Source organism: Caballeronia sp. LP006 (assembly GCF_031450995.1).
Classification (GTDB): domain Bacteria; phylum Pseudomonadota; class Gammaproteobacteria; order Burkholderiales; family Burkholderiaceae; genus Caballeronia.
Genome location: NZ_JARTVW010000004.1, coordinates 378619 through 401627, shown reverse-complemented (window position 1 = coordinate 401627; position 23009 = coordinate 378619). Strand labels below are relative to the sequence as shown.

At 62.6% G+C, this 23009-nt stretch carries 21 protein-coding genes; 6 read left to right on the top strand and 15 right to left on the bottom strand.

The features are described from left to right. Nucleotide 1: 1 nt before the first annotated feature. The 3 genes from P9250_RS11940 to P9250_RS11930 are packed head-to-tail and all read left to right on the top strand — an operon-like array spanning nt 2 to nt 3827. Nucleotides 2–2077, top strand: a complete 2076-nt coding sequence (locus tag P9250_RS11940) for a flagellar biosynthesis protein FlhA (RefSeq protein WP_310393181.1) — start codon at nt 2–4, stop codon at nt 2075–2077. Then, nucleotides 2077–3408 carry a FliI/YscN family ATPase gene (locus tag P9250_RS11935; RefSeq protein WP_310393179.1) on the top strand — a complete coding sequence of 444 codons (1332 nt, stop codon included), beginning with the start codon at nt 2077–2079 and terminating at the stop codon, nt 3406–3408. Before P9250_RS11940 ends, P9250_RS11935 begins: the two co-directional genes overlap by 1 nt. Beyond that, complete coding sequence (locus P9250_RS11930; protein WP_250493330.1) at nt 3405–3827, top strand: hypothetical protein; 423 nt, start codon at nt 3405–3407, stop codon at nt 3825–3827. Before P9250_RS11935 ends, P9250_RS11930 begins: the two co-directional genes overlap by 4 nt. A 132-nt stretch (nt 3828–3959) precedes the next feature. Here the strand turns inward: P9250_RS11930 and P9250_RS11925 are convergent, their stop codons facing one another. From P9250_RS11925 to P9250_RS11900, 6 genes are all read right to left on the bottom strand, one after another. Continuing rightward, a complete protein-coding gene (locus tag P9250_RS11925; protein WP_310393176.1) occupies nt 3960–6638 on the bottom strand; it encodes an ATP-binding cassette domain-containing protein in 2679 nt (892 codons plus the stop codon). Between the two features lie 124 nt (nt 6639–6762). Further along, a complete protein-coding gene (locus P9250_RS11920) occupies nt 6763–9147 on the bottom strand; it encodes a DNA polymerase II (protein WP_409014872.1) in 2385 nt (794 codons plus the stop codon). Between the two features lie 196 nt (nt 9148–9343). Next, entirely contained in the window at nt 9344–10006 is a 663-nt protein-coding gene (gene flhC / locus P9250_RS11915; RefSeq protein ID WP_244828264.1) for a flagellar transcriptional regulator FlhC, read from the bottom strand. Nucleotides 10007–10024: 18 nt separating this feature from the next. Further along, complete coding sequence (gene flhD, locus P9250_RS11910) at nt 10025–10342, bottom strand: flagellar transcriptional regulator FlhD (protein ID WP_244828265.1); 318 nt, start codon at nt 10340–10342, stop codon at nt 10025–10027. A gap of 514 nt (nt 10343–10856) precedes the next feature. Further along, the gene (locus P9250_RS11905) at nt 10857–12008 is read right to left on the bottom strand and encodes a purine nucleoside permease (protein WP_309849779.1); all 1152 of its coding nucleotides are present in this window, start codon (nt 12006–12008) and stop codon (nt 10857–10859) included. Between the two features lie 139 nt (nt 12009–12147). After that, nucleotides 12148–14712 carry a mechanosensitive ion channel domain-containing protein gene (locus P9250_RS11900; protein ID WP_310393171.1) on the bottom strand — a complete coding sequence of 855 codons (2565 nt, stop codon included), beginning with the start codon at nt 14710–14712 and terminating at the stop codon, nt 12148–12150. Between the two features lie 261 nt (nt 14713–14973). Between P9250_RS11900 and P9250_RS11895 the strand changes: the two genes are divergently transcribed. Continuing rightward, the gene (locus P9250_RS11895; protein WP_250493326.1) at nt 14974–15213 is read left to right on the top strand and encodes a hypothetical protein; all 240 of its coding nucleotides are present in this window, start codon (nt 14974–14976) and stop codon (nt 15211–15213) included. A 22-nt stretch (nt 15214–15235) separates the two neighbouring features. Here the strand turns inward: P9250_RS11895 and P9250_RS11890 are convergent, their stop codons facing one another. The 3 genes from P9250_RS11890 to P9250_RS11880 all read right to left on the bottom strand — a co-directional run bounded on the left by P9250_RS11890 (nt 15236) and on the right by P9250_RS11880 (nt 17905). Further along, on the bottom strand, nt 15236–16165 hold the full coding sequence (locus tag P9250_RS11890) for a cation diffusion facilitator family transporter (RefSeq protein ID WP_250466898.1): 930 nt from the start codon (nt 16163–16165) through the stop codon (nt 15236–15238). Nucleotides 16166–16216: 51 nt separating this feature from the next. Further along, complete coding sequence (gene selD, locus P9250_RS11885; RefSeq protein WP_250493325.1) at nt 16217–17281, bottom strand: selenide, water dikinase SelD; 1065 nt, start codon at nt 17279–17281, stop codon at nt 16217–16219. 63 nt (nt 17282–17344) lie between these two features. Beyond that, complete coding sequence (locus tag P9250_RS11880) at nt 17345–17905, bottom strand: putative glycolipid-binding domain-containing protein (protein WP_310393166.1); 561 nt, start codon at nt 17903–17905, stop codon at nt 17345–17347. Between the two features lie 259 nt (nt 17906–18164). Here P9250_RS11880 and P9250_RS11875 point away from each other — a divergent pair, with 259 nt between their 5' ends. Then, nucleotides 18165–18590, top strand: coding sequence for a BspC domain-containing protein (locus P9250_RS11875; RefSeq protein WP_244828275.1), 426 nt, complete (start codon nt 18165–18167; stop codon nt 18588–18590). A 16-nt stretch (nt 18591–18606) separates the two neighbouring features. On the opposite strand, the gene P9250_RS11870 is transcribed toward P9250_RS11875, so the two are convergent. Beyond that, nucleotides 18607–19131, bottom strand: coding sequence for an Rrf2 family transcriptional regulator (locus P9250_RS11870; RefSeq protein ID WP_250493322.1), 525 nt, complete (start codon nt 19129–19131; stop codon nt 18607–18609). A 398-nt stretch (nt 19132–19529) separates the two neighbouring features. On the opposite strand from P9250_RS11870, the gene P9250_RS11865 reads away from it, so the two are divergent. Further along, nucleotides 19530–19745, top strand: coding sequence for a hypothetical protein (locus tag P9250_RS11865; protein WP_404989445.1), 216 nt, complete (start codon nt 19530–19532; stop codon nt 19743–19745). A 69-nt stretch (nt 19746–19814) separates the two neighbouring features. On the opposite strand, the gene P9250_RS11860 is transcribed toward P9250_RS11865, so the two are convergent. The 5 genes from P9250_RS11860 to P9250_RS11840 form a co-directional block, all read right to left on the bottom strand. Then, nucleotides 19815–20573, bottom strand: a complete 759-nt coding sequence (locus P9250_RS11860) for an anti-sigma factor (RefSeq protein WP_310393160.1) — start codon at nt 20571–20573, stop codon at nt 19815–19817. Next, nucleotides 20570–21088 carry an RNA polymerase sigma factor gene (locus P9250_RS11855; RefSeq protein ID WP_310393157.1) on the bottom strand — a complete coding sequence of 173 codons (519 nt, stop codon included), beginning with the start codon at nt 21086–21088 and terminating at the stop codon, nt 20570–20572. The genes P9250_RS11860 and P9250_RS11855 overlap by 4 nt, the downstream gene beginning before the upstream one ends. 25 nt (nt 21089–21113) lie before the next feature. After that, a complete protein-coding gene (locus P9250_RS11850; protein WP_310393154.1) occupies nt 21114–21266 on the bottom strand; it encodes a hypothetical protein in 153 nt (50 codons plus the stop codon). Nucleotides 21267–21337: 71 nt separating this feature from the next. After that, a complete protein-coding gene (locus tag P9250_RS11845) occupies nt 21338–21709 on the bottom strand; it encodes a hypothetical protein (RefSeq protein ID WP_244828283.1) in 372 nt (123 codons plus the stop codon). A 144-nt stretch (nt 21710–21853) separates the two neighbouring features. Beyond that, nucleotides 21854–22849 (bottom strand): AraC family transcriptional regulator, encoded by a 996-nt coding sequence (locus P9250_RS11840; protein WP_244828285.1) that lies wholly within the window; start codon nt 22847–22849, stop codon nt 21854–21856. Between the last annotated feature and the right edge of the window lie 160 nt (nt 22850–23009).

Genomic DNA, 23009 nt, shown 5'->3' with positions numbered 1-23009 from the left:
CATGAACCGCCCATCCGTTCCTCTCTTTGTCAGCTTGCCCCGACAGATCGCGCGCCACGCACACATCGCGGCAGCCGCGGGTTTCATCAGCGTGCTGGCGTTGCTGATTCTGCCCATCCCGCCGTTCCTGCTCGATCTGTTCATCGGCATGGGCTTTTGCGCGGGTTTCGTCATGCTGTTCTCCACGATCTATGTGTCGCGCGCGGCGGATCTTCCGGGCTTTCCCGCGCTTCTGCTCATGACCACGCTGCTGCGTCTCGCGCTGGCCATCGCATCCACCAAGATGATCCTGCTTCAGGCGCACGCCGGACGCATCATCCAGGCCTTCGGCGAGCTGGTCGCGGGCGGCAACGTCGCAGTCGGCATCGTCGTCTTCCTGGTGCTCTGTGCGATTCAGTTCATCGTGGTCGCGAAGGGTGCGGACCGCATCGCGGAAGTCGCGGCGCGCTTCACGCTGGATGGCATTCCAGGACGCCAGATGAGTATCGACGCCGATTCGCGAAGCGGGCTCATCACCGCCGAGCAGGCAGCGCTGCTGCGCGCCGGACTTGAACGCGAGACCTATTTCTACGGATCGCTCGACGGCGCCATGAAGTTCGTCAAGGGCGACACCATTGCAAGTTTCGTGATCGCGCTCGTGAATATCGTGGGCGGACTCGCGGTTGGCATCGGGCAGCGCGGCATGCCGTTTGGCGACGCCTTGCAGGTCTATACGATCCTGACTATCGGGGATGGCCTCGTTTCGCAGATACCATCGCTCGTCGTGTCGATCGCGGCCGGCCTGCTCGTCACGAGAGTATCGCCCGCGAGCGGCGCCACCAATCTCGGCACGGACCTTTACGAGCAGTTGACGCTTCGGCCTCACGCACTCGTCATGGCAGGCGCGTGCTGCGCGGCACTGGCGCTCATTCCCGGCTTTCCGCATGCGCAGTTTGCGCTGCTGGCCGCGCTGCTCGGAGGACTTGGCTTCGTGCTCATGCGCGCGGCGCAACGGGCGCGCGACGAGGCACGCGCTCCCATGCCCGCGCTTGCGCGCGACGGCAGCCGGTACATGCCCCATTTGCTCGACGAGGCCGAGGTTGGAACGAGCACCGTGCTGCGCCTTCGACTTGGCAACGATGCCTTCAAAGCCGTGCCGCGCGATGCGTTCAACCGCGTGCTCGGCACGCTGCGCCATCATCTGAACACGCGCTTCGGCCTGCCCTTTCCCGGCCTTGCCGTCGTGATCGACGAGCGGCTCGCCGCCGAGCGCTACATCATCGATGTCGACGATGTACCGTTCGCGAGCGGCACGCTCATGCCCCAGCACGTCCTGGCGAGCGGACGCCCGGCGGATGTGCCGGCCGAAGGCCCGTCGGGGTATCGACCGGGCTTCGAGAAGTCAGTGTGGATCGCGGCCGGCGCCGCCGCGTCGCTCGATGCCTCCGTTCTGAATACCGCCACGCCCGACGACGTCCTTGCTCAACACCTCATCGAGATATTCGAGCGGTGCGCACCGCGCCTGATCGGCACGCAAGAGGTGCGCTTTCTGCTCAATCGTCTGAGCCCCGAGTTTCGCGAACTCGTCGCGCAGATCGAACAACGGATCACGACAGCCCGGCTCGCGGCCGTGCTGCGGCAGTTGCTGCAGCAACGCGTGTCGATCCGCAATCTGCGTGGCATCCTCGAAGCCATTCTGCGCGTGTCCGCAAACGAACAAACGCTCGAACGCATGGTGCGCGAAAGCCGTATCGAACTCGGCCATCAAATCGCGCGTACCCATGCGAACCTCGATACCTGGGAGATTCGCGGCGGCGTGCTCGAAGCCGAGTGGGAGAACGAGCTCGAAGCCAGCATTCGCCACGGCTCGGACGGCGAGCCATATTGCCCGCTCGATTTCATGCAACTGGATACGTTGCGCCGCGTTTTGAGCGGTGCGGCCACGCCCGTGAGGCTGCTGCTCACCTCGGCGATTCTGCGGCCGCATTTATCGCAGGTGCTGGGAGCGATCGGCATCCGCATGGATGTGCTCGCCATAGACGAGATTCCGCGCGACGTCTACCGCATCAACGCTTCGGTTACCTTCACGAGGCCATAATGCGCAAGACGACTGATGAAGACGCAAAGCCGGTCGGCCGCTTGATGGCCGGACCGACGCTTCACGGCCGCGTGGTGGAGGCGCGTGGCGTGATCGTCCGCGTGGTGGGCGCGTCGCTGCGAATCGGCGAACGTGTGCGACTCGTGCGGCCCGACACACTCGAGGAGCAAACCGGCGAAGTAGTCGGTTTTGCTCCGGACGGCGCACTCGTCATGCCGCTATCCGGACTCGCGGGACTATCCAACATCACGCGCGTGGAGGGATGCGGGCTCGACTGGAATCGGCTCGATGCAAATCGCCTGCAAGGGCGCATTCTCGATGGCCTCGGCAAGCCGCTCGATGGCGGGCCGCCCGCGCCGCTTGTCCATGCGAGCGCGCGCTTCGACGCAACGACCGCGATCAATCCGCTCGACCGCCCGTTGATCGCGCAACCCTTCGTTACCGGCGTCAGGGCGATAGACGGATTGCTCACTTGCGGGGTTGGACAGCGTGTCGGCATTTTCGCAACCGCGGGCGGCGGAAAGAGCACGCTGCTCGGCATGATCGCGAATGGCGCACAAGCCGATGCCATCGTGATCGCGCTCGTCGGGGAGCGTGGGCGTGAGGTCAATGAGTTCGTGCATGACCATCTGCATGAACGCGAGCGGATTGTCGTCGTCGCGTCGACATCGGATCGTCCAGCGGCCGAACGTATCCGCGCGTCGCGTCTAGCCTGCGAGATCGCGGCCGCGCTGCGGTCCCAAGGTCGCCACGTCCTGCTGCTCTTCGACTCGCTGACGCGCTACGCGCGCGCTCTGCGCGAAGTCGGCCTCGCCGTGGGCGAACCGCCCGTGCGGCGGGGCTATCCGCCACGCGTGTTCGCGGAACTGCCGAGAATCGTCGAAATGGGCGGCCTGCTCGGTCGTGGCAGCGTCACTGCGTTTTTTACCGTGCTTGCCGAGGACGAAGATCTCGCCGATCCCATCGTGGAAGAAGCGCGATCGCTGCTCGACGGTCATATCCAGCTCTCGTCGCGTTTAGGCGCCGCGGGACACTATCCCGCCATCGATATCTTGCAGAGCAAGAGCCGGCTCATGACGCGGGTCGCCGGGGAGTCGCATCGCGCATGCGCCCAGCGCGTGCGTAAGTGGCTCGCGCGGTATCGGGACGTCGAGCTGCTGCTCCAGATAGGCGAATACCGGCGCGGCAGCGATGCCGCGAGCGACCGGGCCATCGACCGTCATCCGGCCATTACGGCCTTCCTTCGGCAGCGTCATGACAGCCACGTCGCTTTCGATAAGACAATCGCGGCATTGCAGGCGCTCGGCGAAGGCGCCGATACATCCACGTGACGGGCCGCGCCGGAGATCTGCGTCGCTGGGCGGTGCTTGCGCGCGTACGCGGGCTGCGGGTGCGGCGCGGCGAGGCAACGCTCGCGCAGGCGCGACAGGCCGCACGCGAGGCACGAGACGAAGTAGCCCGTCGCACGGAACTGCTGGGCAACCATGCCGCACAACTGCCGCGCCTACTCGCCTTGTGCTCGCACGAGCATGGCGGTGCTGCGACATGGCGAGGCGCTTTACACGCGCATCGGCTTCAGGCAGCGGCGCTGAACGCGTCGGTGTTGCAGGCGCAAGCCTTGTTGCTGCGCGCCGAGGCGAACGTCCGTTCCGCCATGTCCGCCTTGCAGCGTGACATAAAGAGGCACGACGACGCACGCGCCCGTGAAAGAGCAGCGCTGGCCAGCTTGAAGGACGACGACGATCCATGAACCGATCGGCGCGGCCAGCATGGCCGACGACCCTCGTGCAATCGTGTCTCATCGCCCAGGCGCCGCGAGCTATGTCAGAGCGCTCGGGCTCACGACGCGATCGAAGCGTGCCTGACACGCGCGCCAGCGCGCTCAACGCCCCGCGCGCTCCAGCCGCGCGGCGACTTGCAGAATCGCTTCAATAAGCCTTTCCGCAGGCACGGGCTTCGTCATGTGCAACTGGAAGCCCGCAAGCTGCGCGCGCAAGCGGTCATCCGTCTGCGTATGTCCCGTCAATGCGATTGCCGGCATGCGCCGATCCAGCGACACCCGCCGCGACGCTTCGAGTTCGCGCACCTGACGCAGCACTTGATAACCGTCTTCCTCGCCAAGCACGATGTCGCATAGAAACGCATTCGGCCACGCCTCGGCAGGCGTCGCTTCAAGCCAGTCGAGCGCTTCCGTTCCCGACGCGGCCAACCGCACCTGTGCACCAGCCGTTTCCAGAACGGCTTCGAGCGCTTCGCGGGCATCTTCCTGATCGTCGAGCACCATGATCGAAAGGCCTTTGAGCGCTTCGGCAACGTTCGCTTTCGGCTCGGCCAATCTCGATGCCTCGTCGGCCTCGACGACAGGCCGCAACGGCATGACGGCGACATACGCGAGATGGCCATCGACGTAATTCACCGTGAAACTGCCGCCCGTGCTGGTGAGCGCCTCTTCGAGCCGCGCCGCCTGTTCCTCGGTCAGCGGCGCGGGCTTATTGCCCGGGCCGAGCACGCACAAGCGCACCTGATTGTCTTCGCGCTCCACTCGCAGTTCGACACGCGCGCCGCGCGTTGCCGCACGAACTTCCGTGCGGCACAGATCGGCGATCACGAACTGCAGCACGCCGGGATCGCCCGTCACGCGAAGATCCGGCTCTGTCATCACCGTGAAGAGATGCACGCCGTGTTCGATGATCTCTTCATGCAGTCCATCCACCACGCCCGCGATCAACGAGCCGAGTCCCACCGGTTGCGACGATACCTTGCGTTGCGCGTGCGCGAGTTCGCCTTGCTGCGATTGCAGCGACCACATGCGTGCATAGACGCCCGCGCGTTCGATCAATTCAGCATGCTGCCCCTGCTCCACGATGCGCCCGTGCTCCATCACGAGAATCCAGTCTGCATTGACCACGGTCGAGAGCCGATGCGCGATCACAATCGAGGTGCGCCCTTGCGCGAGCCGGTCGAGTTCGCTCTGAATTGCGCGTTCCGAACGGGTATCGAGCGCAGAAGTGGCTTCATCGAATACGATGATGCGCGGGTCCTTCAGAATGGCGCGCGCAATTGCAATACGCTGCCGCTCGCCGCCCGACAGCCGTACACCGCGTTCGCCGACACGCGTCTCGTAGTGATCGGGCAAGCGTTCGATGAAGCCGTCGAGTTGCGCCGCGCGTGCCGCACGCACGACATCGGCACGCGTCGCCGATGGGCGGCCATACGCGATGTTGTAGGCGATCGTATCGTTGAAGAGCACCGTATCCTGCGGCACGATGCCAATGGCTTCACGCAGACTCTTCTGCGTGATCTGGCCGAGATTCTGTCCGTCGATGGTGATCACACCGGCCGTCGGCTGATAAAGCCTGAAGAGTAGTTTCATCAACGTCGACTTGCCCGACCCGCTGCCGCCCACCACCGCGAGTTTCTTGCCCGGGTGTGCGCGAAAGTCGATATCGCGCAGGATCTGCCGCGCCGGATCGTAGCCGAAATCCACGTGCTGGAACTCGATCTCGCCCGCGCTCACCACGAGCGGTTTCGCGTCCTGTTCGTCGATATCCTCGCCACGCCGTCCGCGCGCAAGCAGAATCTCGAACATGCGTTCGACATTCACGATTGCATCGTTGGTCTCGCGAAACACGAAACCGAGCGTGTTCAGCGGCGAGCACACCTGCACGATGTACGCGTTCACCAGCACGAGATCGCCGACGCTCATCGTTCCCGAAACCACGTGTTGCGCGGCAAGCAGCATGACCGCCGCAATGCCCACCGCGATGATCGTGCTTTGCCCGACATGCAGAATGGTCAACGCGCGTTGATTCGCGGTGCGTGCATGCACCCATTGTTCGAGCACGCTCGAAAGCCGGCCGCGTTCGACCTCTTCGCTTGCGAAGAGCTTGACCGTTTCGTAGTTGAGCAGGCTGTCGACGAGACGGCTGTCGGACTTTGCTTCGAGCCGATTGACCGCGCGCTGAAAGCGCATGCGATAGCGCGTGAAGATGAACGTATAGACCGCATAGCACACGAAGGTCACGCCAATCGCCAGCAAAAAAGTCGATGCATACTGGCTTACCATGATCGCTACGACGGTGCCGATTTCGATCAGTGTCGGCACGATGGTGAAGATCGCCACGCCCAGCAAGAAGCCGATACCGTCCGCGCCCTTTTGCACGTCGCGCACCACGCCACCGGTTTCGCGTTGCGCATGAAAACGCGCACCCATGTTATGCAGATGCGCGAACGTACGCTCAGTGAATGACGCCACCGTGCGTTGCGTGACGATGCTGAACACCACGTCGCGTGCTTCGTTCAGCACGTCGCCGAGATAACGCATCAGCACGTAAGTGAGGATCACGAACACCGGAAACACGAGGTTCGCCGTGGGCCGGCTGAACTCGTCGATGACGTGCTTCAGCATCAGCGGCACGGACACCACAGCGAGGCGCGACGCGATCATCAACGTCACCGCGACGAGCGTCTGTACGCGAAATTTCCAGATTGCCTGCCAGAGATCGCCAGCAATGCGGTTACGCAATTGCGAGCGGCTGATTTCGCTTGATGCAGTCGACATATGCAACCATCCCGGAAGTTGAGGGAGGAGGCGCCTTGAGAGCGGTTAAACGCGGCGCGGTCCGTCGTTCTCTTGCCGGACTTCGGGGAGATGCGGCAGCAAGGAACGCGCCCGCATGAACCGGCTAAAACAGCGCGCCTTGCCCCGACATCAGCGTATCGAAGTCTTCGCGCAGGAAGGGCAGGATGCCGTCGGCAATCGGCTGTAGCTGCTTCGTCACGTAGTGTTCATAGTCGATGGCCGCATGGCGCGCTTCCACTGGCTCAGGACCGGCGAGCGTCATCACATAGCTAATCCAGCCGCCGTTCTGATATTGAAGCGGACGTCCGAGGCGCGTGTTGTGTTCGTCGGCACTGCGCGCGGCGCGTACATGCGGCGGAACGTTACGCTGATAATCGTCGAGGCTGCGGCGCAGGCGCTTGCGATAGACGAGCAGTTCGTCCTGCTCGCCGCGTCGCGTGCGTTCGACGTAATCGCGCACATAGTCCGCATAAGATTCGCCCTTGAAGATACGCATGTAAAGGTCTTGCTGGAACCGTTGCGCAAGCGGCGTCCAGTCCGTGCGCACCGTTTCGAGACCTTTGAACACGATCTCCTCGCTGCCGTCCGCGCGCGCCGTGAGACCGGCGTAACGCTTCTTGCTGCCTTCTTCCGTGCCGCGAATGGTCGGCATCAAAAAGCGCCGGTAATGCGTTTCGTACTGAAGCTCCAGCGCGCTTTCGAGTCCGAAGGTCTCGCGCAAATGACCTTGCCAGTATTCGTTGACATGCTCGACGAGAGCGCGGCCGATACGCGCAGCATCTGCTTCGTCGCGTGCACGGCGCAGCCACACGAAGGTGGAATCGGTGTCGCCGTAAATCACGCCATACCCGCGCGCTTCGATCAGTTCGCGTGTACGGTGCATGATTTCGTGTCCGCGCATGGTGATGGATGACGCAAGGCGCGGATCGAAGAAGCGGCATCCACTCGAACCCAGCACGCCGTAGAACGAATTCATGATGATCTTGAGCGCTTGCGAAAGCGGCTTGTTACGCTGACGCTTCGCCGCCTCGCGACCTTCCCACACTTGCTCGACGATAGCGGGCAGACAATGCTTCTCGCGCGCGAAACGCGCACCGCGAAAACCGGGCACGGTAGCGGCTTCATCGGTCTCGTGCATGCCTTCCGCGAGCCCGACCGGATCGATCAGAAACGTGCGGATGATCGACGGATACAGGCTCTTGTAGTCGAGCACAAGAACGGAATCGTAAAGACCGGGCCGCGAGTCCATGACGAATCCGCCGGGACTCGCTTCCTCGGGGACATCGCCGAGATTGGGTGCGACAAAGCCCAGCCGATGCATACGCGGCATGTATAGATGCGTGAACGCCGCCACCGATCCACCACTGCGATCCGCGGCCAAACCCGTAACGGTTGCGCGTTCGAGCAGAAACGGCAGCAGGTCGGTCTTGTCGAAGACCTTGGTCACGAGTTCGCAATCGACGAGGTTGTAATGCGCGAGCGCCGGCTTGTCTTCCTGAAAGCGCCGCTCGATTTCGTCCATGCGTGCATAGGAAGTGTCGATCGCCTTGCCTTCGCCGAGCAGCGACTGCGCGACATATTCGAGACTGAACGACGGAAAGTTCCACGTCGCCGAACGCAAGGACTCGATGCCGTCGATCACGAGCCGCCCCGCAATCGAAACGAAGAAATGATTGCGCTTGATGCCGTGTTCGCGCCATTCCACCATGCTGCCATCGCGGCCGAGACGTAACGGCACGCCGTAATCGTCCGCGTGTTTCTGCAGCACACGCAGATCGAACTGCACCACGTTCCAGCCGATGATCGCATCCGGATCGTGCCGCTCCATCCACTCGTTGAAGCGGCACAGCATGTCGGCGCGGCTTGCGCAGTAGTCGAGGTCGAAGTCGACGGATGCATCGGCGCCATTGGCCGGGCCGAGCATATAGACCTGTCGCTCGCCGCAGCCTTCGAGCGCGATCGAATAGAGTTCGCCGCGAACGCTCGTTTCAATATCGAGCGAAACCAGCTTGAGATTTGGCCGATACGAAGTTGCAGGCTTGAGTTCGCTGAAGATGTAACTGTCGCGCGCTTCGCCTTCGAAGGTCACGGGCGCGGTGATGAAGCGCTCCATGAGATAGCGCTCGGGTGGCCGAATATCCGCCTCATAGACAACGATGCCCGCATTTTTGAGGGTTTTTTCGAGCGCCAGCAGTTGCCGATACTGTGCGCAGTACAGCCCGAATACCGGTTTTTGGCGAAAGTCCTTGAGCTGCAAGTCGCGCAGTTCGGCATTGCGCACGCTCGCGACGAGCGGCTCCGCTTTCGCTCGATCTTCGGCGCGGATGAATGCAACAGGCGTCTGCGCGCCGATTCGGATTTTGCGTGGGCCGTCATCGGTGGCGAGCCAGAACTCGACCTCCGTGCCGGCCGGCGTATCGCGCCAGTGGCGCGTCAGCAAAAATCCCTGTTGTGCGGATGACAAAGCCCGTCCCTTCGAAAAGCGCATGCGGCAAGGCATGCAATCGAAGTATTTTAATGGCGAGCTAAAAAAAAGAACGGCGCGATGACCATGGAGTCAGCGCGCCGGCATCGAGATGAAAATCAGCTACGAGAACCAGAAAAGTAAAAAGCGGTAGCGGCATGCTGATTGTCCACCGTCCTTCCGGACGGCCCCCGGAGGATCAGTTCAGCGCCGCTACCGCCTAAGCGGCCTGTGCGACCAGGCCAGCCCGTTGCGGCTGCAAAGCCGCTACGTTGTCGAGTACCAGTTCTTCAAGCTCGGCTGGCACTTCGTTCTTGACAGACACAGCCTCCAGCGCGGCTTCTTGAATGGCCTGTTTAGCGGCCGCCGCTTTCTTGGTCTTCCCCGCGCGTGACGGCGGCTGGCAGGCCCCGCACACCACGTTATTCTGCAAATCATGCTTGTGTGCGACGAACTTCCCGGTGCAGCGGCAGCATTTGGTCATCTGCAGCATGCCCGCGTCGAAGAAGCGCACAAGGGTCCAGGCCCGGGTGAGATCGAGTACCGCTTCGGCGCCGCTATGGTTGCAGTGCTCGAGATACAGGCGATACCCCTTGGTCAGCGCGTCGAGATGCGAGCAGCCGGCCTCGTTCTTGAGGAACGTGTAGGTGTTGTAGAACAGCGATGCGTGGATGTTCGCGAGCCACGTCATATACCAATCGGCCGAGAACGGCAGCATGCCCTTGGGCGGCGACGCGCCCTTCACTTCGCGATACAAACGAATCATGCGATCCCGCGAGAGCGTCAGCTCGCTCTCGAGCACTTGCATGCGTGCACCGAGCTCGATCAGCGCGATGGCGCGGAACACTTCCTGGGCATCTTCAGTGAGGCTCTTCTTCAGCATGGCTCGCTCCGTCTTTACTTAAGCGAACTGTTCAGCCGGCTGGCCAGCCAGCAGGATTGCCGCGTGCGTCGGCGCAATTTCCGCGTTCTTGGCGGGCTGCGTCAAAGCCGACAGCATCGAGTGATCGTTGAAGCGAAATGCGCACAGCAGGTTGTCCGACTGGGCGAGCTTGACGACCTGAGCGAGCGTGAGGCCCGACAACAGATCGGCGAGTTCCGCCGAAAGACCGAGCCGGAACATGCCGATGGCGCGGTCCTCGCGTAACAGACGCTGCGCGAGCATGATGTACGACAAGTTGATTTCCCGGATCGATTCCAACGTTTCGCGACCGTTCATGGTTGCAACTTCCAGTAAATCCCCGATTTCCCGCCGGCTTTGTGCCGATATATTTTTTTGCCTCACCGGACTCAACTCTGCCCGGCTACGTCCATCTGATTTTGTTTCAGTGCGTTACATCTTGTAACAGACACTGTGAAACGGATTCTAAGAAGACTCTGAAGCGAACGCAAGAGCATCTCAATAATATTTTGTTGCAAACAACACTTTGCATCGGTAACTTTTTCGCGCCTAAAAAAGCGGCAATATTGACCGCGCCGTTTTTGTCATTCTTTTGGATTGAGCGCTTAATACGAACGGCTGATTTTTTGTAGGATTAATCGCCGATGCCCGCAAGAACGGGGCTTCCGACGGTTCGGTTGACACCGGTCACGAGTATTTTTGAGACGATGAGAAAGCGGCAAAAATCAGTAAAAATGCCGCGAACCCGGTTTTTACCGAGTTGCGGCATAAGTGGCAATATTTACTTTTATGCAGTTACAGGTTTGCAACGCCGTTTGAGCAGCGCTCGCGACTAGTGTTGCGGCACGCCTTTACGCCAAGCGCCCCAATGTGTAACGACTTCTTGCACGAATGGGTTACCGGTCAGATACAAATTCTGAATTGCAGGTACGAAACCGCCTTGCGCGGAATAGTTCAACAGGTTGTCGGAGGCGGTTTGTCCTTCGTACGGCCGGTCGAAGTCCGAACCGGCGCGCAAAACCGCAATGCGTGACAGATCGACCCGCTTGATGCTGGCCGCGCGCTTGAGCGCCTCGTATGTCGCGTTGTCTTCCTGCTGCGTCGTGCAGTAGATGCCTTTGCCATCGGTCAGCAGGCGCGTCCAGTAGCGTGCCCTTTCGCCGATGTATTTACCCGACCACCAGGTATCGCCCGCGAGCGTGTCGCACTGGATCACGTGCGGCGGACGGTTGGCCGGCGCGTAGTTGAACTTGGCGCGCGCGACCTTGGCGTCGTCGCTGTCGGAGAGCGTGACGTTGCGCGAGATGGCATAGGCGGCATCCGTCAGCGATGCATTGAGGGCAAACACTTCGGTGCGGTAATCGAGCGGCGGCTTTTCGGTGGGCCCCTTCGTGTTGATACCGAGAAAACCGCTCGGCCAGTCGGCGGGTTTCTCGCGCGCGTCGAGTTCCCATTGAATGCCGAAATCGACCAGATATTTCGCCCACGCGGTCGAGCCGAGCGTGCCGCGCGCCGGATCGATCCCGGCAATGCCCGCGACCAGAAAGTACGTGCGGCGCAAATCGAAGCGCTCCGAGAACGCGAGCGCCATCATCGATGCGGCCGCGTTCGTGTGTCCCATGCCGGTTGTCATCACACAGACATCGTCGCGGTTGCAATGGACTTCAGGATAATCCGGCGAGAGTCCCGGCACCTTGATGGCCTGCCATGGCCCGAGCTTGTCGAGCCACACTTGGCCTTCCGGACCGAACATGCTGACGATCATCACCTTGACCTGACGGCCACCGCCGCCACCGCCGCCGTAGCGGTCATCGCTGTCGTGATCGTCGGATTGTTGGGCGAAGGCGCATCCCGTTGCGGCCGTGAGGCTTGCGAGTCCTAACGCAAACAGGCCCTTGCGGACAGTCGTGCTTAACGCGCGTGAAGAAGAACGTGAGGGGAAGCGTGAAGCGGATTTTGAACGTGACCGGGCGGCAATGTTCATGGGGGGCGTGCTCCTCGATAAGGTTCGAACTTCGAAGAAAGCCGCGCCCTGTTGCCATTCGTTTTGAGGGGCGCGGCCGGCCCGACCGATTATAGAAGCGTCAATAACAAAACAAGCCCCGCGCCAACCCTTAAAACGCTCAAGCCTGCGATGTCCGCGGCGGCGGCGCACTGGACGCCGTGCCCTGTCCGGCAGCCGCCTCGCCCGTCGGATGCTGCGCCGCCTTCGACGGTTCGCCGCGCTGATCGGCGGGGGCGTCACCATCGACGTCGGCTGGATGCGCCGGATCGTGCGCCGCGTCCTGCGTGCCGTTGACGATCACGAAGTTACGCTGCGGATTGGCGATCTCGATCCCACGCGCCGTGAACTCGTTGAGAATGCGCCGGTTGAACTCGCGTTGCACCGGCCAGCGCGTGCTGTCGCGGCATTGAATCTGACCGGCGAGCGTGACGGTGGAACCATCGACGGCATCGACGCCCCAGAAGCTGAAGTCGGAGAGAATGCCGTCCTTGAAGGCGTCGTCTTCACGTAGCGCGGTGCCGATTTCCTTGAGCGTCGAAATGGCCAGATCCACGTCCTGACCGAGCGCGACCGACACGCGCACCGCCGCGTTGCCAATGCCGCGATTCGTATTGTTGACCGTGGATACCGAACTGAACGGCACCGTGAACAGCGAGCCGTCGCCGCCTCGCAAACGCACCGTGCGAATAGACAGATATTCGACCGTGCCCGAGACGCCCGCGACCGTCACCCAGTCGCCCACTTGCATGGCGTTTTCCATCAAAAGGAAGATGCCGGTGATGAAATCCTGCACGAGCTTTTGCGAGCCGAAGCCGAGCGCCACGCCGAAAATGCTCGCGCTCGCCAGAAGCGGCGCGGTGTTGACGCCGATTTCCGAGAGACCGGTGAGCACGACGACCATGGCGATGACGATGAACAGCGCGGAGCGCATCATCGGTAAAAGCGTGCGCAGGCGTGCGGCGCGCACGCGGTCGCCACTCGCGTTCCATTGATCGAGACGCTGCTCGACCATTACGTTGGCCGTCTCCCACACGATGACCGCGAACACCGCCGCGACCGCGATGGTCACGAGCGCGGATGCCAGCCGGTTGCCAATGCCGCCCGATGTGAAGAACTGCACGATATGCACGCCCCACACTTCGAGCAGCGCCACGACCGTCACCACGGCGATGATCGTCTGCACGGCGCGGCGCAAGAGCGGGTAATAGCGATAAGCATGACGATGCGCGATGGACTTCGCCGCGAAGTCGTCGTCATCGTTTTCGTGGAACACGCGGCCGAGCGCACCGAACGCGACGATTGCCGCGACGCGCGCGCCGACCAGCACGAGAATGGACACGCCGCCGAGATGGAACAGCGTGCGATAGCCGTTCTGCACGTCCAGCGCCCAGACGAACCACAGCGCGAGCACGAAGAAGATGGCGACGGCGGCCCAGATATCGGCGATCCAGCCACCGAACAGCGCGGTCGATTTATGACTGCGCATGCGTTCGCGGATACGCTCCGCCACGGGCTTGCGGCAGTCGAAAATGGTGTAGGCGAGCATCAGATGGATGTCGAGCGTGACGATCTTCAGAATGGCGATGCGCGCCGCTTCCGACAGTCCGAGCGGCTCCGCGCCGTTGGCCAGCGCGATGCCGATACCCGCGATGATCACCATGCTGCGTAGCTTGCGATACGTGTAGAGCGCGTACTGATCGCGCATCTGCAAAAGCCGCAAGCCGGTGGCATGCGGCGCCAGCAGAAAGCCGCTCACGAGCATGATGATGCGGCAGACGAGGTAGGCATCGATAAACTCGCTCGCGACGTGCGATTCGATCGAGTTGTCGTCGATAAAGATGGACACCAGAAGCGTCGCCACGCCGATGAACACGCCAAGCGGAATGAACTTGAACAGCAGATACAAAAGCGCATTGGGCAGACGCTGCAACAGGGTCCAGTGACGTGCCGCGTGCCGCTGGCCGCGCGCCGTTTCCACCTTGCGCTCGGCTGCGTGCTGCGCGGCTTCGTCGCCGGTGCGCTCGGCGAAGTGCTCGGCGCGTTCCGCCGCATGTTCGTTCTGCACGAGTTCGGGATCGGTGACCTCGGCATCGGCGACACCGCGCGCGGCGATCTTCGCACGCGATTTACGCAGCAGACGGCCGCCGACGATTTCAAGCAAAAACGCGGGCACGAGACACACGAGCACGATCCAGAGCACGTGACCGAACTGCGCGCGCGATTCCGGCGTCGCCATGCGTTGGCTCCACCAATGCACCACGGAACGAATGTTCAGCAACTCGGCGAGCGTATGCCGCATCTCGGTTGCGAACTGAACGACCCAGTTGCCCGCCTGATGCGATAGCTGCGAGGCAAGCCCGTTCGCCGTCAGCGATTTCGCAAGCACGCCCGACGCGCCCGAGGCAGGCGCAGCCGTTTCCGCGCCGCTCGCCGCCGTGGCGCTCGCGGCCGTCGGTGCGGCAAGCGCGCCGGCCGCCGCCACTGCGCGCAAGGTATCGGCGACCTGTGCGCGGCGTTGCGGATCGTTGAGCACCGCAAGGGCATCGCGGGCCTGTTGCGGCGTGAGCGCGACCGCGGGTTGCGACGCGCCTTGCGCCGAACCGGCGGCAATGGCGGACGCCGAAAGAAGCGAGCCGATACTCGTGAAGGCGAGCAGACAGACTAAGAGTATGAGTTTGCGCATGGGTCGAATGAAAATCACGAAATTGCTGGGACTCGATGCGGACGACGCGCACGCCCTATCCTAACGCGATGCCCCGGTCCAACGCAGTAACGGCATGGCCGGGTCTCGACGCGGGGCCGGAATGAAGTCTGCTGATATGCAGACATTGAAACGACGCGAATTGAAATGAACGCGAGACTCAATGATTCTGGAGACAGGCTCCCGCAAGCTCGCCGCGACGATAATCCGGACCGTCGCTCCAACTGGCTCACGCGTCCTGCAATGAAATTGACCGTGCTCTGGGTAGCACTTGCCGCGCCTGCCCTGCTGTTTGCAGCGCAAAGTCCGCTCATGCGGGGTGGACGAGCGGCGTCGGCGGCTTCAGCGGAATTGCCGGACGATGCATCGTCCTTGCCGGAAATGGGCGTGACGCAAGTGCCCGCGCGCGGCAATACGCAAGTTCCGGACACACCTGTCACACCAAGGCCGCACAACGCACGACCGCCGGCTCACTTGCCGTGAGCCGGACGACGGACGACATGTTTCAAGCCGCGGCGGCGGGCTTGCTGGCTTCGCGCGGCACGTCCGGTTCGAAGAACACCCAGCGCACCTGCGGAAAGGCTTGCTGCAAATCTTCCTCGACGATGTTGATTGCATCGATCATCGCGCGGCCGCTGGCATAGTCGATCATCTCGGCTTGCACGGCGACAACGACATCCTTGCCCCACTGAAGCGTGATCAAGCTGATGATGCGCGTGATCTCGGGCCGCGCGCGCAAATGCGCGTCGATGGCCTTGCGCACTTCGGGACTGGCCGATTCACCGACGATCATCGACTTCACTTCGCGCGCAACGAGAAACGCAATGAGCATCAGCAACACGCCCACGCCGACCGAGCCCGCCGCGTCCCATGCGGGGTTGCCGGTGATCATCGTCATGAGCACGGCAGCGAACGCGATGGCGAGACCCGCGAGCGCGGCCACATCCTCGCCTGCGACAACCAGCAACTCCGACTCGCGCGTCTCGCGGAACCAGCGCCACATGGTCTTGTTGCCCGCCGTCTTGCGAATCTCGCGCACCGCGCCCGCCAGTGAAAACGCTTCGAGCACGACCGAGATGCCGAGAATGACAAGCGCGACGATCGGGTTCGTTAGCGGCTCATGATGCATCAGACGATGCGTGCCTTCGTACACCGAAAACGCGCCGCCGACGAAGAAGAGCAACAGCGCCACGATCAGCGCATAGAAGTAAATCTCGCGCCCCGAGCCGAGCGGATGCAGCGCGTTGGCGGGCGCCTGCGCGCGCTTGAGCCCGAGGAGCAGCAGCAACTGATTGCCGCAATCGGCCGTGGAGTGAATGGCTTCGGCGAACATGGAGCCTGAGCCAGTGAAAGCAGCCGCGCCGAACTTGCATACGGCGATGCCGAAGTTGGCGGCGAGCGCATAGAGAATCGCTTTCGGAGATTCTTCCTTCATGTGCGAGTGATGTCCCGGTGGATGGTAAGAGCTGGGTTACGCGGATGCGTCTCAGGCCACTTCGATACGGCCCGCGCCGTCCACCATCTCGCCGATCACGGCGGCGTCGGAGAAGCCATCCGCGCGGAAGATCGCGAGCACGTCGTTCACGGCTTCAGGCGCGCACGAAACGAGCAGACCGCCCGAAGTCTGCGGATCGGTAAGCAAGTTGCGAGCCTCGTCCTGAGGCGCGTCGAGGGATGCGGCAAGCGATACATCGGCGCCATACGCGTTCCAGTTGCGTCCCGACGCGCCGGTGTAAATGCCCGCGCGCACGAACTCGCGCACCTGTGGCAACCACGGCAGCCTTGCATAGTCGATACGTGCGGTAAGTTGCGCGCCGCGTGCGAGTTCGAGCGCGTGGCCGAGCAGGCCGAAGCCCGTCACGTCGGTGAGTGCATGCACGCCATCGAGCAGAGCGAGTTCCGCGCCGGGGCGATTGAGCTTGGTCGTCGCGGCGATCATCGCGGCGTAGCCCGTGGCATCGAGTTGATCCTTCTTCAATGCGGCCGACAGAATGCCGACGCCGAGCGGCTTGCCGAGCACGAGCACGTCGCCCGCGCGCGCTGCCGCGTTGCGCTTCACGCGCGACGGATGCACGATACCGAGCGCGGCGAGCCCGTAGATAGGCTCGACGGAATCGATTGAATGCCCGCCCGCAACGGGAATGCCCGCCTCGGCGCACACCGACTCGCCGCCCTTCAGCACTTGCGCGATCACGTCATGCGGCAACACGTTGATCGGCATGCCGACGAGCGCGAGCGCAAGAATTGGCTTGCCGCCCATGGCGTAGACATCCGAGAGCGCATTGGTCGCGGCGATGCGGCCGAAGTCGAACGGATCGTCGACGATCGGCATGAAGAAGTCGGTCGTCGCAACGATAGCCTGTTCGTCGTTGAGCTTGTAGACGGCGGCATCGTCGGCGGTGTCGTTGCCGACGAGGAGATTGGGGAACGCGGGCAGTGGCGTGCTGCGCTTGAGCAGGTCGGCGAGCACGCCGGGCGCGATTTTGCAGCCGCAGCCGCCGCCGTGCGAGAGGCTGGTCAGGCGGGGTGATGCGCTGGAATGGGCGGTCATCTTGGGTTCATCCGGTAAGTGCGATCGATGCGGCATTATCGCCGCTCGGGAACAAACGCGCGCTCAGGCAGTACGTTTGAATAGCCCCGGATACGCTGTAACGAGCCCGTTCTCATCGACATCGATCTCGGCCGTAAAGCCCGTATCGAGCCCTTCGTAGCGATAGCGGCGCCCATCTTCCAGGCACGTATAAGCCTGCTCGACCGCGCTGACAGTCAACGTCGGCACGTTCACATAAGCGACGCGAATCACGCGCCGCTCACCGCGTTGCAGCTTCAACCGGCGAATGGGCAGCGTGTTCGTGAAAGGCGTCGCGCTCAGGTCGACGTCGATACAACCGCGGAGTTCATCGCGTGCGGAGCCGTTGGCGTTGGTCCATGCGTGTTCGTCTCCGTCGTCTCCATCTAACCGATGCAGATCGAGCGTCGCACCGCCCGCCAGCTTCGCGGCAAGCCGCGTGACCTGCCAGCGCGCATCGCACTCTATGCGATAGACGAGGTCGAACGCGCCCGCCTCGCTTTCGCCAGCGACCACGCTCTCGATCACGATCGGCGACGCTTCATCGTCCAGTACGAGATGTTCCAGTCCTGTGCCGTCCGCTTGCGACCATCTCACTGTTTTCATCGCGCGCCTCGTTGTGAGTTCGAAAGCGCAGCATACAACGCAGCCCAAACGCCATCGATCCACCTTCGACACACGCCGCACGCTCGACGCGCCGAAACATCACACGGTATACTTCGCGAAATCTCAAAAAGACGCGCCCGATCCGTGCCGACGTTGGCGATGTCGCCCGAGCCCACGTGACAGGCGCCAGCGTATTGCCGTTCGTCGCGCAGGCTCGTCTTTGTCCGCCTCTTCGCTCTCGCCGCTCATGACTCATCGCATGAAAACTGCCTTCGTTCCCGCCTTGTTCGCATTGCTCTTGTCCGCGTCGATGGTTCAGATCGCGCAGGCCCAAGAGGCACCCGATAACGTGACGGAAGACTATTCGTATCTGTCGCGGCTGCATGTGCCGGAGAGCGTCGCGCAATGCGTCGCGGCCTTCGACCGATGGGTTGCGGACGCGCCGAAGTACGACGCGCTCATCGTGCCCGACCGCCGCGTGTTGTCAGCCAGAATCGACAGCGAAACGCCCGTGTTTAGCGTGGGCAATCCGATTCCAGTCGATCAGGTCATCGTGATGCGCGCATTCGCCAAGGCGCGCGGCAAGACGAAATGGACGCGCGTGGACAGCCGATGCGGCGTGCGCGACGGGCACGTCGTGGGCGTATCGCTTACGCCGAACATAAAGCCGACCATCGTGCGTTGATTGGCGACGGTGCAGACTAGCCTCGCGCGGCGCGTTTGCCCACGTTCTTTCCGCCCAGCCATTTGACGACCTGCGGCCCGAAATTGCGCGGCGCCTTTGCATTCACCCGGCCTGCGAGATCGGACAGCTTGTCCGCGGCCAGCGCTTCGCGCATGCGCTTCTCCGCGTTCTTCATGACGGCGTGAACGGCGCACACGCCGCTCGTCGACCACGGCGGCGCTTCTTCGCCAAACACCGCGCAACGCGCGCGAATCTCGCGACATTCGAAGAGCGGCTTGTCGCCATCGATGGCATGCACGACATCCAGTACGCTGATCTCTCGCGATGGCCGCGCCAGCGAGAAACCACCGCGCGCGCCTTCGGTCGCGGTGACGAGCCCCGCCTTGTGCAGCTTCGTGAACAGCTTCGCCACGAACTCCGCCGGCACGCCTTGCAGTTCCGCCAGATCGCGCACGCTGGCGCCGCTCACACCGTGCGGCGGCTCCGCGAGATAGAGCATGCAGTGCAGCGCGTACTCCACGCCCGTGCTGATATGCGCCATGTGTTACTCCGATAAGCGTGATCGTAGTTCAGGATAGTGCCACGCTCGCGGGCCGACAGCGGCAATCTCAAATTAATAAGCGTGCTTCCAAATATTTCAAGCTTCACCTTTGCTTACAAACGAACACGGCTTGTCATTTTACGAACCGCTAAATTGCTCTCATGGACTCACCAAGGAGAAATCCATGAAGAAGCTGGCGATACTTGTAGCACTGGGCGTGGCGCTCGCGGGCTCACTCTCGGGCTGCATCATCCTGCCGGACGGTGGCGGTTACCACCATCATCACGATTACTACCGCTAGAACACTGGCATGACAAAAATCCATAACTACTACCACCGCGCTCGTAGTTACGAAGCGAGCCAACGGAAGACCACGAATACCGAAGGAGCAAATCATGTTGAACAAGACTAAGAAGAGCCTCTTGATCGCGTCCCTTGCAGCGTCGCTTGGCATGGGCATGATGAACGTTGCATCGGCGGACGATCATCGTCCGCATCATGTGGTGAAGGTCGGCTGGCATGGCGAGCGCTACTGGGACGGTCATCGCTACTGGGCGCGTAACGAGTGGGAACGTCACCATCGTCCGCACCACGAAGAGCCGCATCGTTATTGATCGGCTTTAGAAGAAAAAGCCGCAGCGACTCGAAGCGCTGCGGCTTTTTCTGCCTGGTGAGCCTGAGCCTCACCAGTCCTTGGGGTTGCCGCCCAGTTCCTTGCAGGTGTCGTAGGCAATCGCTTGCAGCTTGGCCTCCCCGATCTGCCCCGAGAGCGCATAACCCACGCTGTCCGCGGCCCAGTAATACGTCCTGCGCGGGCCGTCGCGCAGCATCCGGATTTGAGCGTCGTTGCGTCGTACCGTCGTCATGTAAAGCGTGAGACGTTCGCCCGCTGCGTTCTGATACATGAACTGCGCGGCCGGCCCGTCTTCACCGGGCAAGAGCCTGCCCCCCACGAGCTGAAAGCCATACTCGACGAGCGATGGAATCGTCAACGTTCGATTCAACCGCTTCGACAGCCAATTGACGAGATGGTCCTGCTGCGACGCCGCCACTTCCACCGCGTGACGTTGCTCCGGCGCATACACCGCATAGGCAATGTCCGCGCGTTCCGCGAAGCGCGCACGCGGCTCGCCGAACGCAGGCAGCAGCATGTGCATCATGAATCCACACGCGACGCCCACCACGAGAAAGCACGCGGCCAGTAGAAAGCGCTCGCGCTTTCGCGCACGCATGACGACGATCTGCGGCTCGGCCTGCTCCGCCGCGAAGAGCGCGCGCAACGCGTTGTCCTGCGCGCGATAGTCGGTCGCCGTCGCCTGCAGCGCGGGGTCATCGGCCAGGCGCGCTTCGACGGCCTTGCGCTCATCGCCGTGAAGCTCGTCGTCGAGCCAGGCAGAGAGCGCCTGAAGGTCGCGATCCGGCGGTCGTTCGTCGTGGGTCATGTCCGGCTCACCACTTTCAGCGACGACGCACGGCGCCCCGGTTCCTCGCCAAGCAGAACGCGCATGTGTTCGCGCGCCCGCGAGAGGCGCGACATCACGGTTCCGGCTGGCACGTTCAAGACCACGGAGGCCTCCTGGTAACTCATTTCCTCGACACACACGAGCAACATGACTTCGCGCTGTTCGATCGGCAGGCAGTAAAGCGCGCGTTGCACGTCGCGCAGCACGAGTCCGTCCACTTCGCCACGCGGCGCGGCCATCTGCCGCCACGGCGCGGTTTCATCGTCGACGGCAATGTCGCGCCGTCCGCGCAACTGGTCGATATACAGGTTGCGCATGATCGTGAACAGCCACGCGCGCAGATTGGTCCCCGCGCGAAACGACCGCATGCGATTCAACGCACGCTCGGTCGCGTCCTGCACGAGATCGTCGGCCCAGGCGCGGTCGCCCGTCAACGCGCGCGCATAGCGGCGCAATTGCGGAAGATGCGCGAGGAGATCGCTCTCGAAACTCACGGCCGTAGATCCGGACAATTCGGCATCAGTAGCTGCCCTTCATGACCGGATCGGCGGTGCCGGCTCCCGCATTACCCGCCGTACCCGAAGCACCCGCCGTGCCGCTCGCGCAGCCGCTCGACGCCAGCGCGCAGACGAGCGCAGCCAGGAGCAGCGCTGCTCCGGACAGTCGTTTCATGTTCGTGTCCCGTCAGAAAGAAGACTCGCAGGCTCGCCGGTTTATTCCCGCGAGCCCGCTCGCAGAAACGCTTACGGCTTCACGACGTGCCAGACATCCTTGAAGTTGTCGCCGTTTTTATCGCCGGGCTTGGTGTCCTTGGCAAAGCGGTATACGCGCTTGCCGTCGTACGCCCATTGCTTGCCGCCGTCGGCGGTTTCGGTGGTCCACTTGCCGCTCGGCTGATCCGAGGCGCCCGCCATCGCGGCGGGCCACGCTTGCGCGCAGCCGCCGGAGCAGGCGCTCGCGCCGCCCTTGGTGTCTTTGTCGAAGGTGTAGAGCGTCATGCCGTTGTCATCGACGAACATGCCGTTCGATTCTTTCGGCGCCGCGGCGAACGCGGGCGATGCCAGACACGCCGCCGCAACCGCGGCCGTGACGATCGTGAGGATGCGCTTCTTCATTTCATCTTCCTTATTGGAGAAGTATCCGTAGAACGTTCGGCAGCGCTGCGCTATTCCGCGGACGATGAAATAAACCGATGCGGCAGCGCCGTCGCATCGCCATGCGGCAAGCTTTGTTCGACCGTGCGGCGCGCTTGGCTTCGTTCAGGCGCCGGTTGCGGCGGCATCGCGCCAGCGCCGCGTGTCGCGCAGCGGCGGCGCGCCGAAAAGGCGGCTGTACTCGCGGCTGAACTGCGACGCGCTTTCGTAACCGACGCGATGCGCGGCCGTCGCGGCATCGGCGATATCGAGCAGCATCAGACGCCGCGCTTCCTGCAGGCGCAACTGCTTCTGATACTGCAGCGGACTCATCGCCGTCACGGCCTTGAAATGATGATGCAGCGAGGACACGCTCATATGCACGTCCCGCGCGATATCTTCGACGCGCAAAGGTTGATCGAAGTTCTGACGCAGCAGAAGAATGGCCTTCGCGATGCGCTGCGTCTGGCTGTCCTGCAAGGCGATCTGGCGCAGCCGCGCGCCGGAACCGTTCATCAGCAGCCGATACAGAATCTCGCGCTTCACCAGCGGCGCGAGAATGGGCACGTCGTCCGGCGTGTCGATGAGGCGCAAGAGGCGCAGCACCGCGTCGAGCATGGAATTGCCGAGTCGATTCACATACACGCCGCGCGTGGCGTCCGACTGCGTGACGGGCGGCAGGTGCTGGTCCTGAATCAGCGACGTGATCTCTTCGACATCGAGATCGAGCCGCATGCCGAGATAGGGCTCCGTTTCGCTTGCCACCGTCACTTGCCCGATGACCGGCAGATCCACCGACGAAACGAGGTAATGCATGGGGTCGTAGACGTAGACGTCGTCGCCGACCATGATGCGCTTCGTGCCTTGCGCGATCAGCGCGAGCGCGGGCGTTTGAATACCCGGCTTCGGCCCGCCCGGATTCATGATGCGGTGCACGAAGACGCCTGGCACGCAGGTTTCGATGGAACCCTCGCACCCCGCCGTCAAGCGGTCGAGTAGCGAGACGAGTTCGAGACGCGCCTGATCCAGCGCGGGATCGAGCGTCTGATTGTTATTGCGCATCTCTCTGGGATGCTCGTGCGGATCTTTGTCGGCGAGGCCGGGTGTGTCGTTCAGCGCCATGATTTTCCGAGGAATTTAGCGTTCGAAGGAGTCTCGTTAGCTTACTCGCGCGGGCGCGGTTGTGCTTGGGGTCGCGCGCCCGCTTTGCAGGAATTGGCAAGGATTCGACAGGATCAGGCTATGACACGCAAGAGGCGCGGGAAGATACTGCATTGCCGGC

Bases quoted from the DNA above. Each gene is read 5' to 3' on its own strand.
- P9250_RS11940 (WP_310393181.1), top strand. From the start codon at position 2: ATGAACCGCCCATCCGTTCCTCTCTTTGTCAGCTTGCCCCGACAGATC.
- P9250_RS11935 (WP_310393179.1), top strand. From the start codon at position 2,077: ATGCGCAAGACGACTGATGAAGACGCAAAGCCGGTCGGCCGCTTGATG.
- P9250_RS11925 (WP_310393176.1), bottom strand. From the start codon at position 6,638: ATGTCGACTGCATCAAGCGAAATCAGCCGCTCGCAATTGCGTAACCGC.
- P9250_RS11920 (WP_409014872.1), bottom strand. From the start codon at position 9,147: ATGCGCTTTTCGAAGGGACGGGCTTTGTCATCCGCACAACAGGGATTT.
- flhC (WP_244828264.1), bottom strand. From the start codon at position 10,006: ATGCTGAAGAAGAGCCTCACTGAAGATGCCCAGGAAGTGTTCCGCGCC.
- flhD (WP_244828265.1), bottom strand. From the start codon at position 10,342: ATGAACGGTCGCGAAACGTTGGAATCGATCCGGGAAATCAACTTGTCG.
- P9250_RS11905 (WP_309849779.1), bottom strand. From the start codon at position 12,008: ATGAACATTGCCGCCCGGTCACGTTCAAAATCCGCTTCACGCTTCCCC.
- P9250_RS11900 (WP_310393171.1), bottom strand. From the start codon at position 14,712: ATGCGCAAACTCATACTCTTAGTCTGTCTGCTCGCCTTCACGAGTATC.
- P9250_RS11895 (WP_250493326.1), top strand. From the start codon at position 14,974: ATGAAATTGACCGTGCTCTGGGTAGCACTTGCCGCGCCTGCCCTGCTG.
- P9250_RS11890 (WP_250466898.1), bottom strand. From the start codon at position 16,165: ATGAAGGAAGAATCTCCGAAAGCGATTCTCTATGCGCTCGCCGCCAAC.
- selD (WP_250493325.1), bottom strand. From the start codon at position 17,281: ATGACCGCCCATTCCAGCGCATCACCCCGCCTGACCAGCCTCTCGCAC.
- P9250_RS11880 (WP_310393166.1), bottom strand. From the start codon at position 17,905: ATGAAAACAGTGAGATGGTCGCAAGCGGACGGCACAGGACTGGAACAT.
- P9250_RS11875 (WP_244828275.1), top strand. From the start codon at position 18,165: ATGAAAACTGCCTTCGTTCCCGCCTTGTTCGCATTGCTCTTGTCCGCG.
- P9250_RS11870 (WP_250493322.1), bottom strand. From the start codon at position 19,131: ATGGCGCATATCAGCACGGGCGTGGAGTACGCGCTGCACTGCATGCTC.
- P9250_RS11860 (WP_310393160.1), bottom strand. From the start codon at position 20,573: ATGACCCACGACGAACGACCGCCGGATCGCGACCTTCAGGCGCTCTCT.
- P9250_RS11850 (WP_310393154.1), bottom strand. From the start codon at position 21,266: ATGAAACGACTGTCCGGAGCAGCGCTGCTCCTGGCTGCGCTCGTCTGC.
- P9250_RS11845 (WP_244828283.1), bottom strand. From the start codon at position 21,709: ATGAAGAAGCGCATCCTCACGATCGTCACGGCCGCGGTTGCGGCGGCG.
- P9250_RS11840 (WP_244828285.1), bottom strand. From the start codon at position 22,849: ATGGCGCTGAACGACACACCCGGCCTCGCCGACAAAGATCCGCACGAG.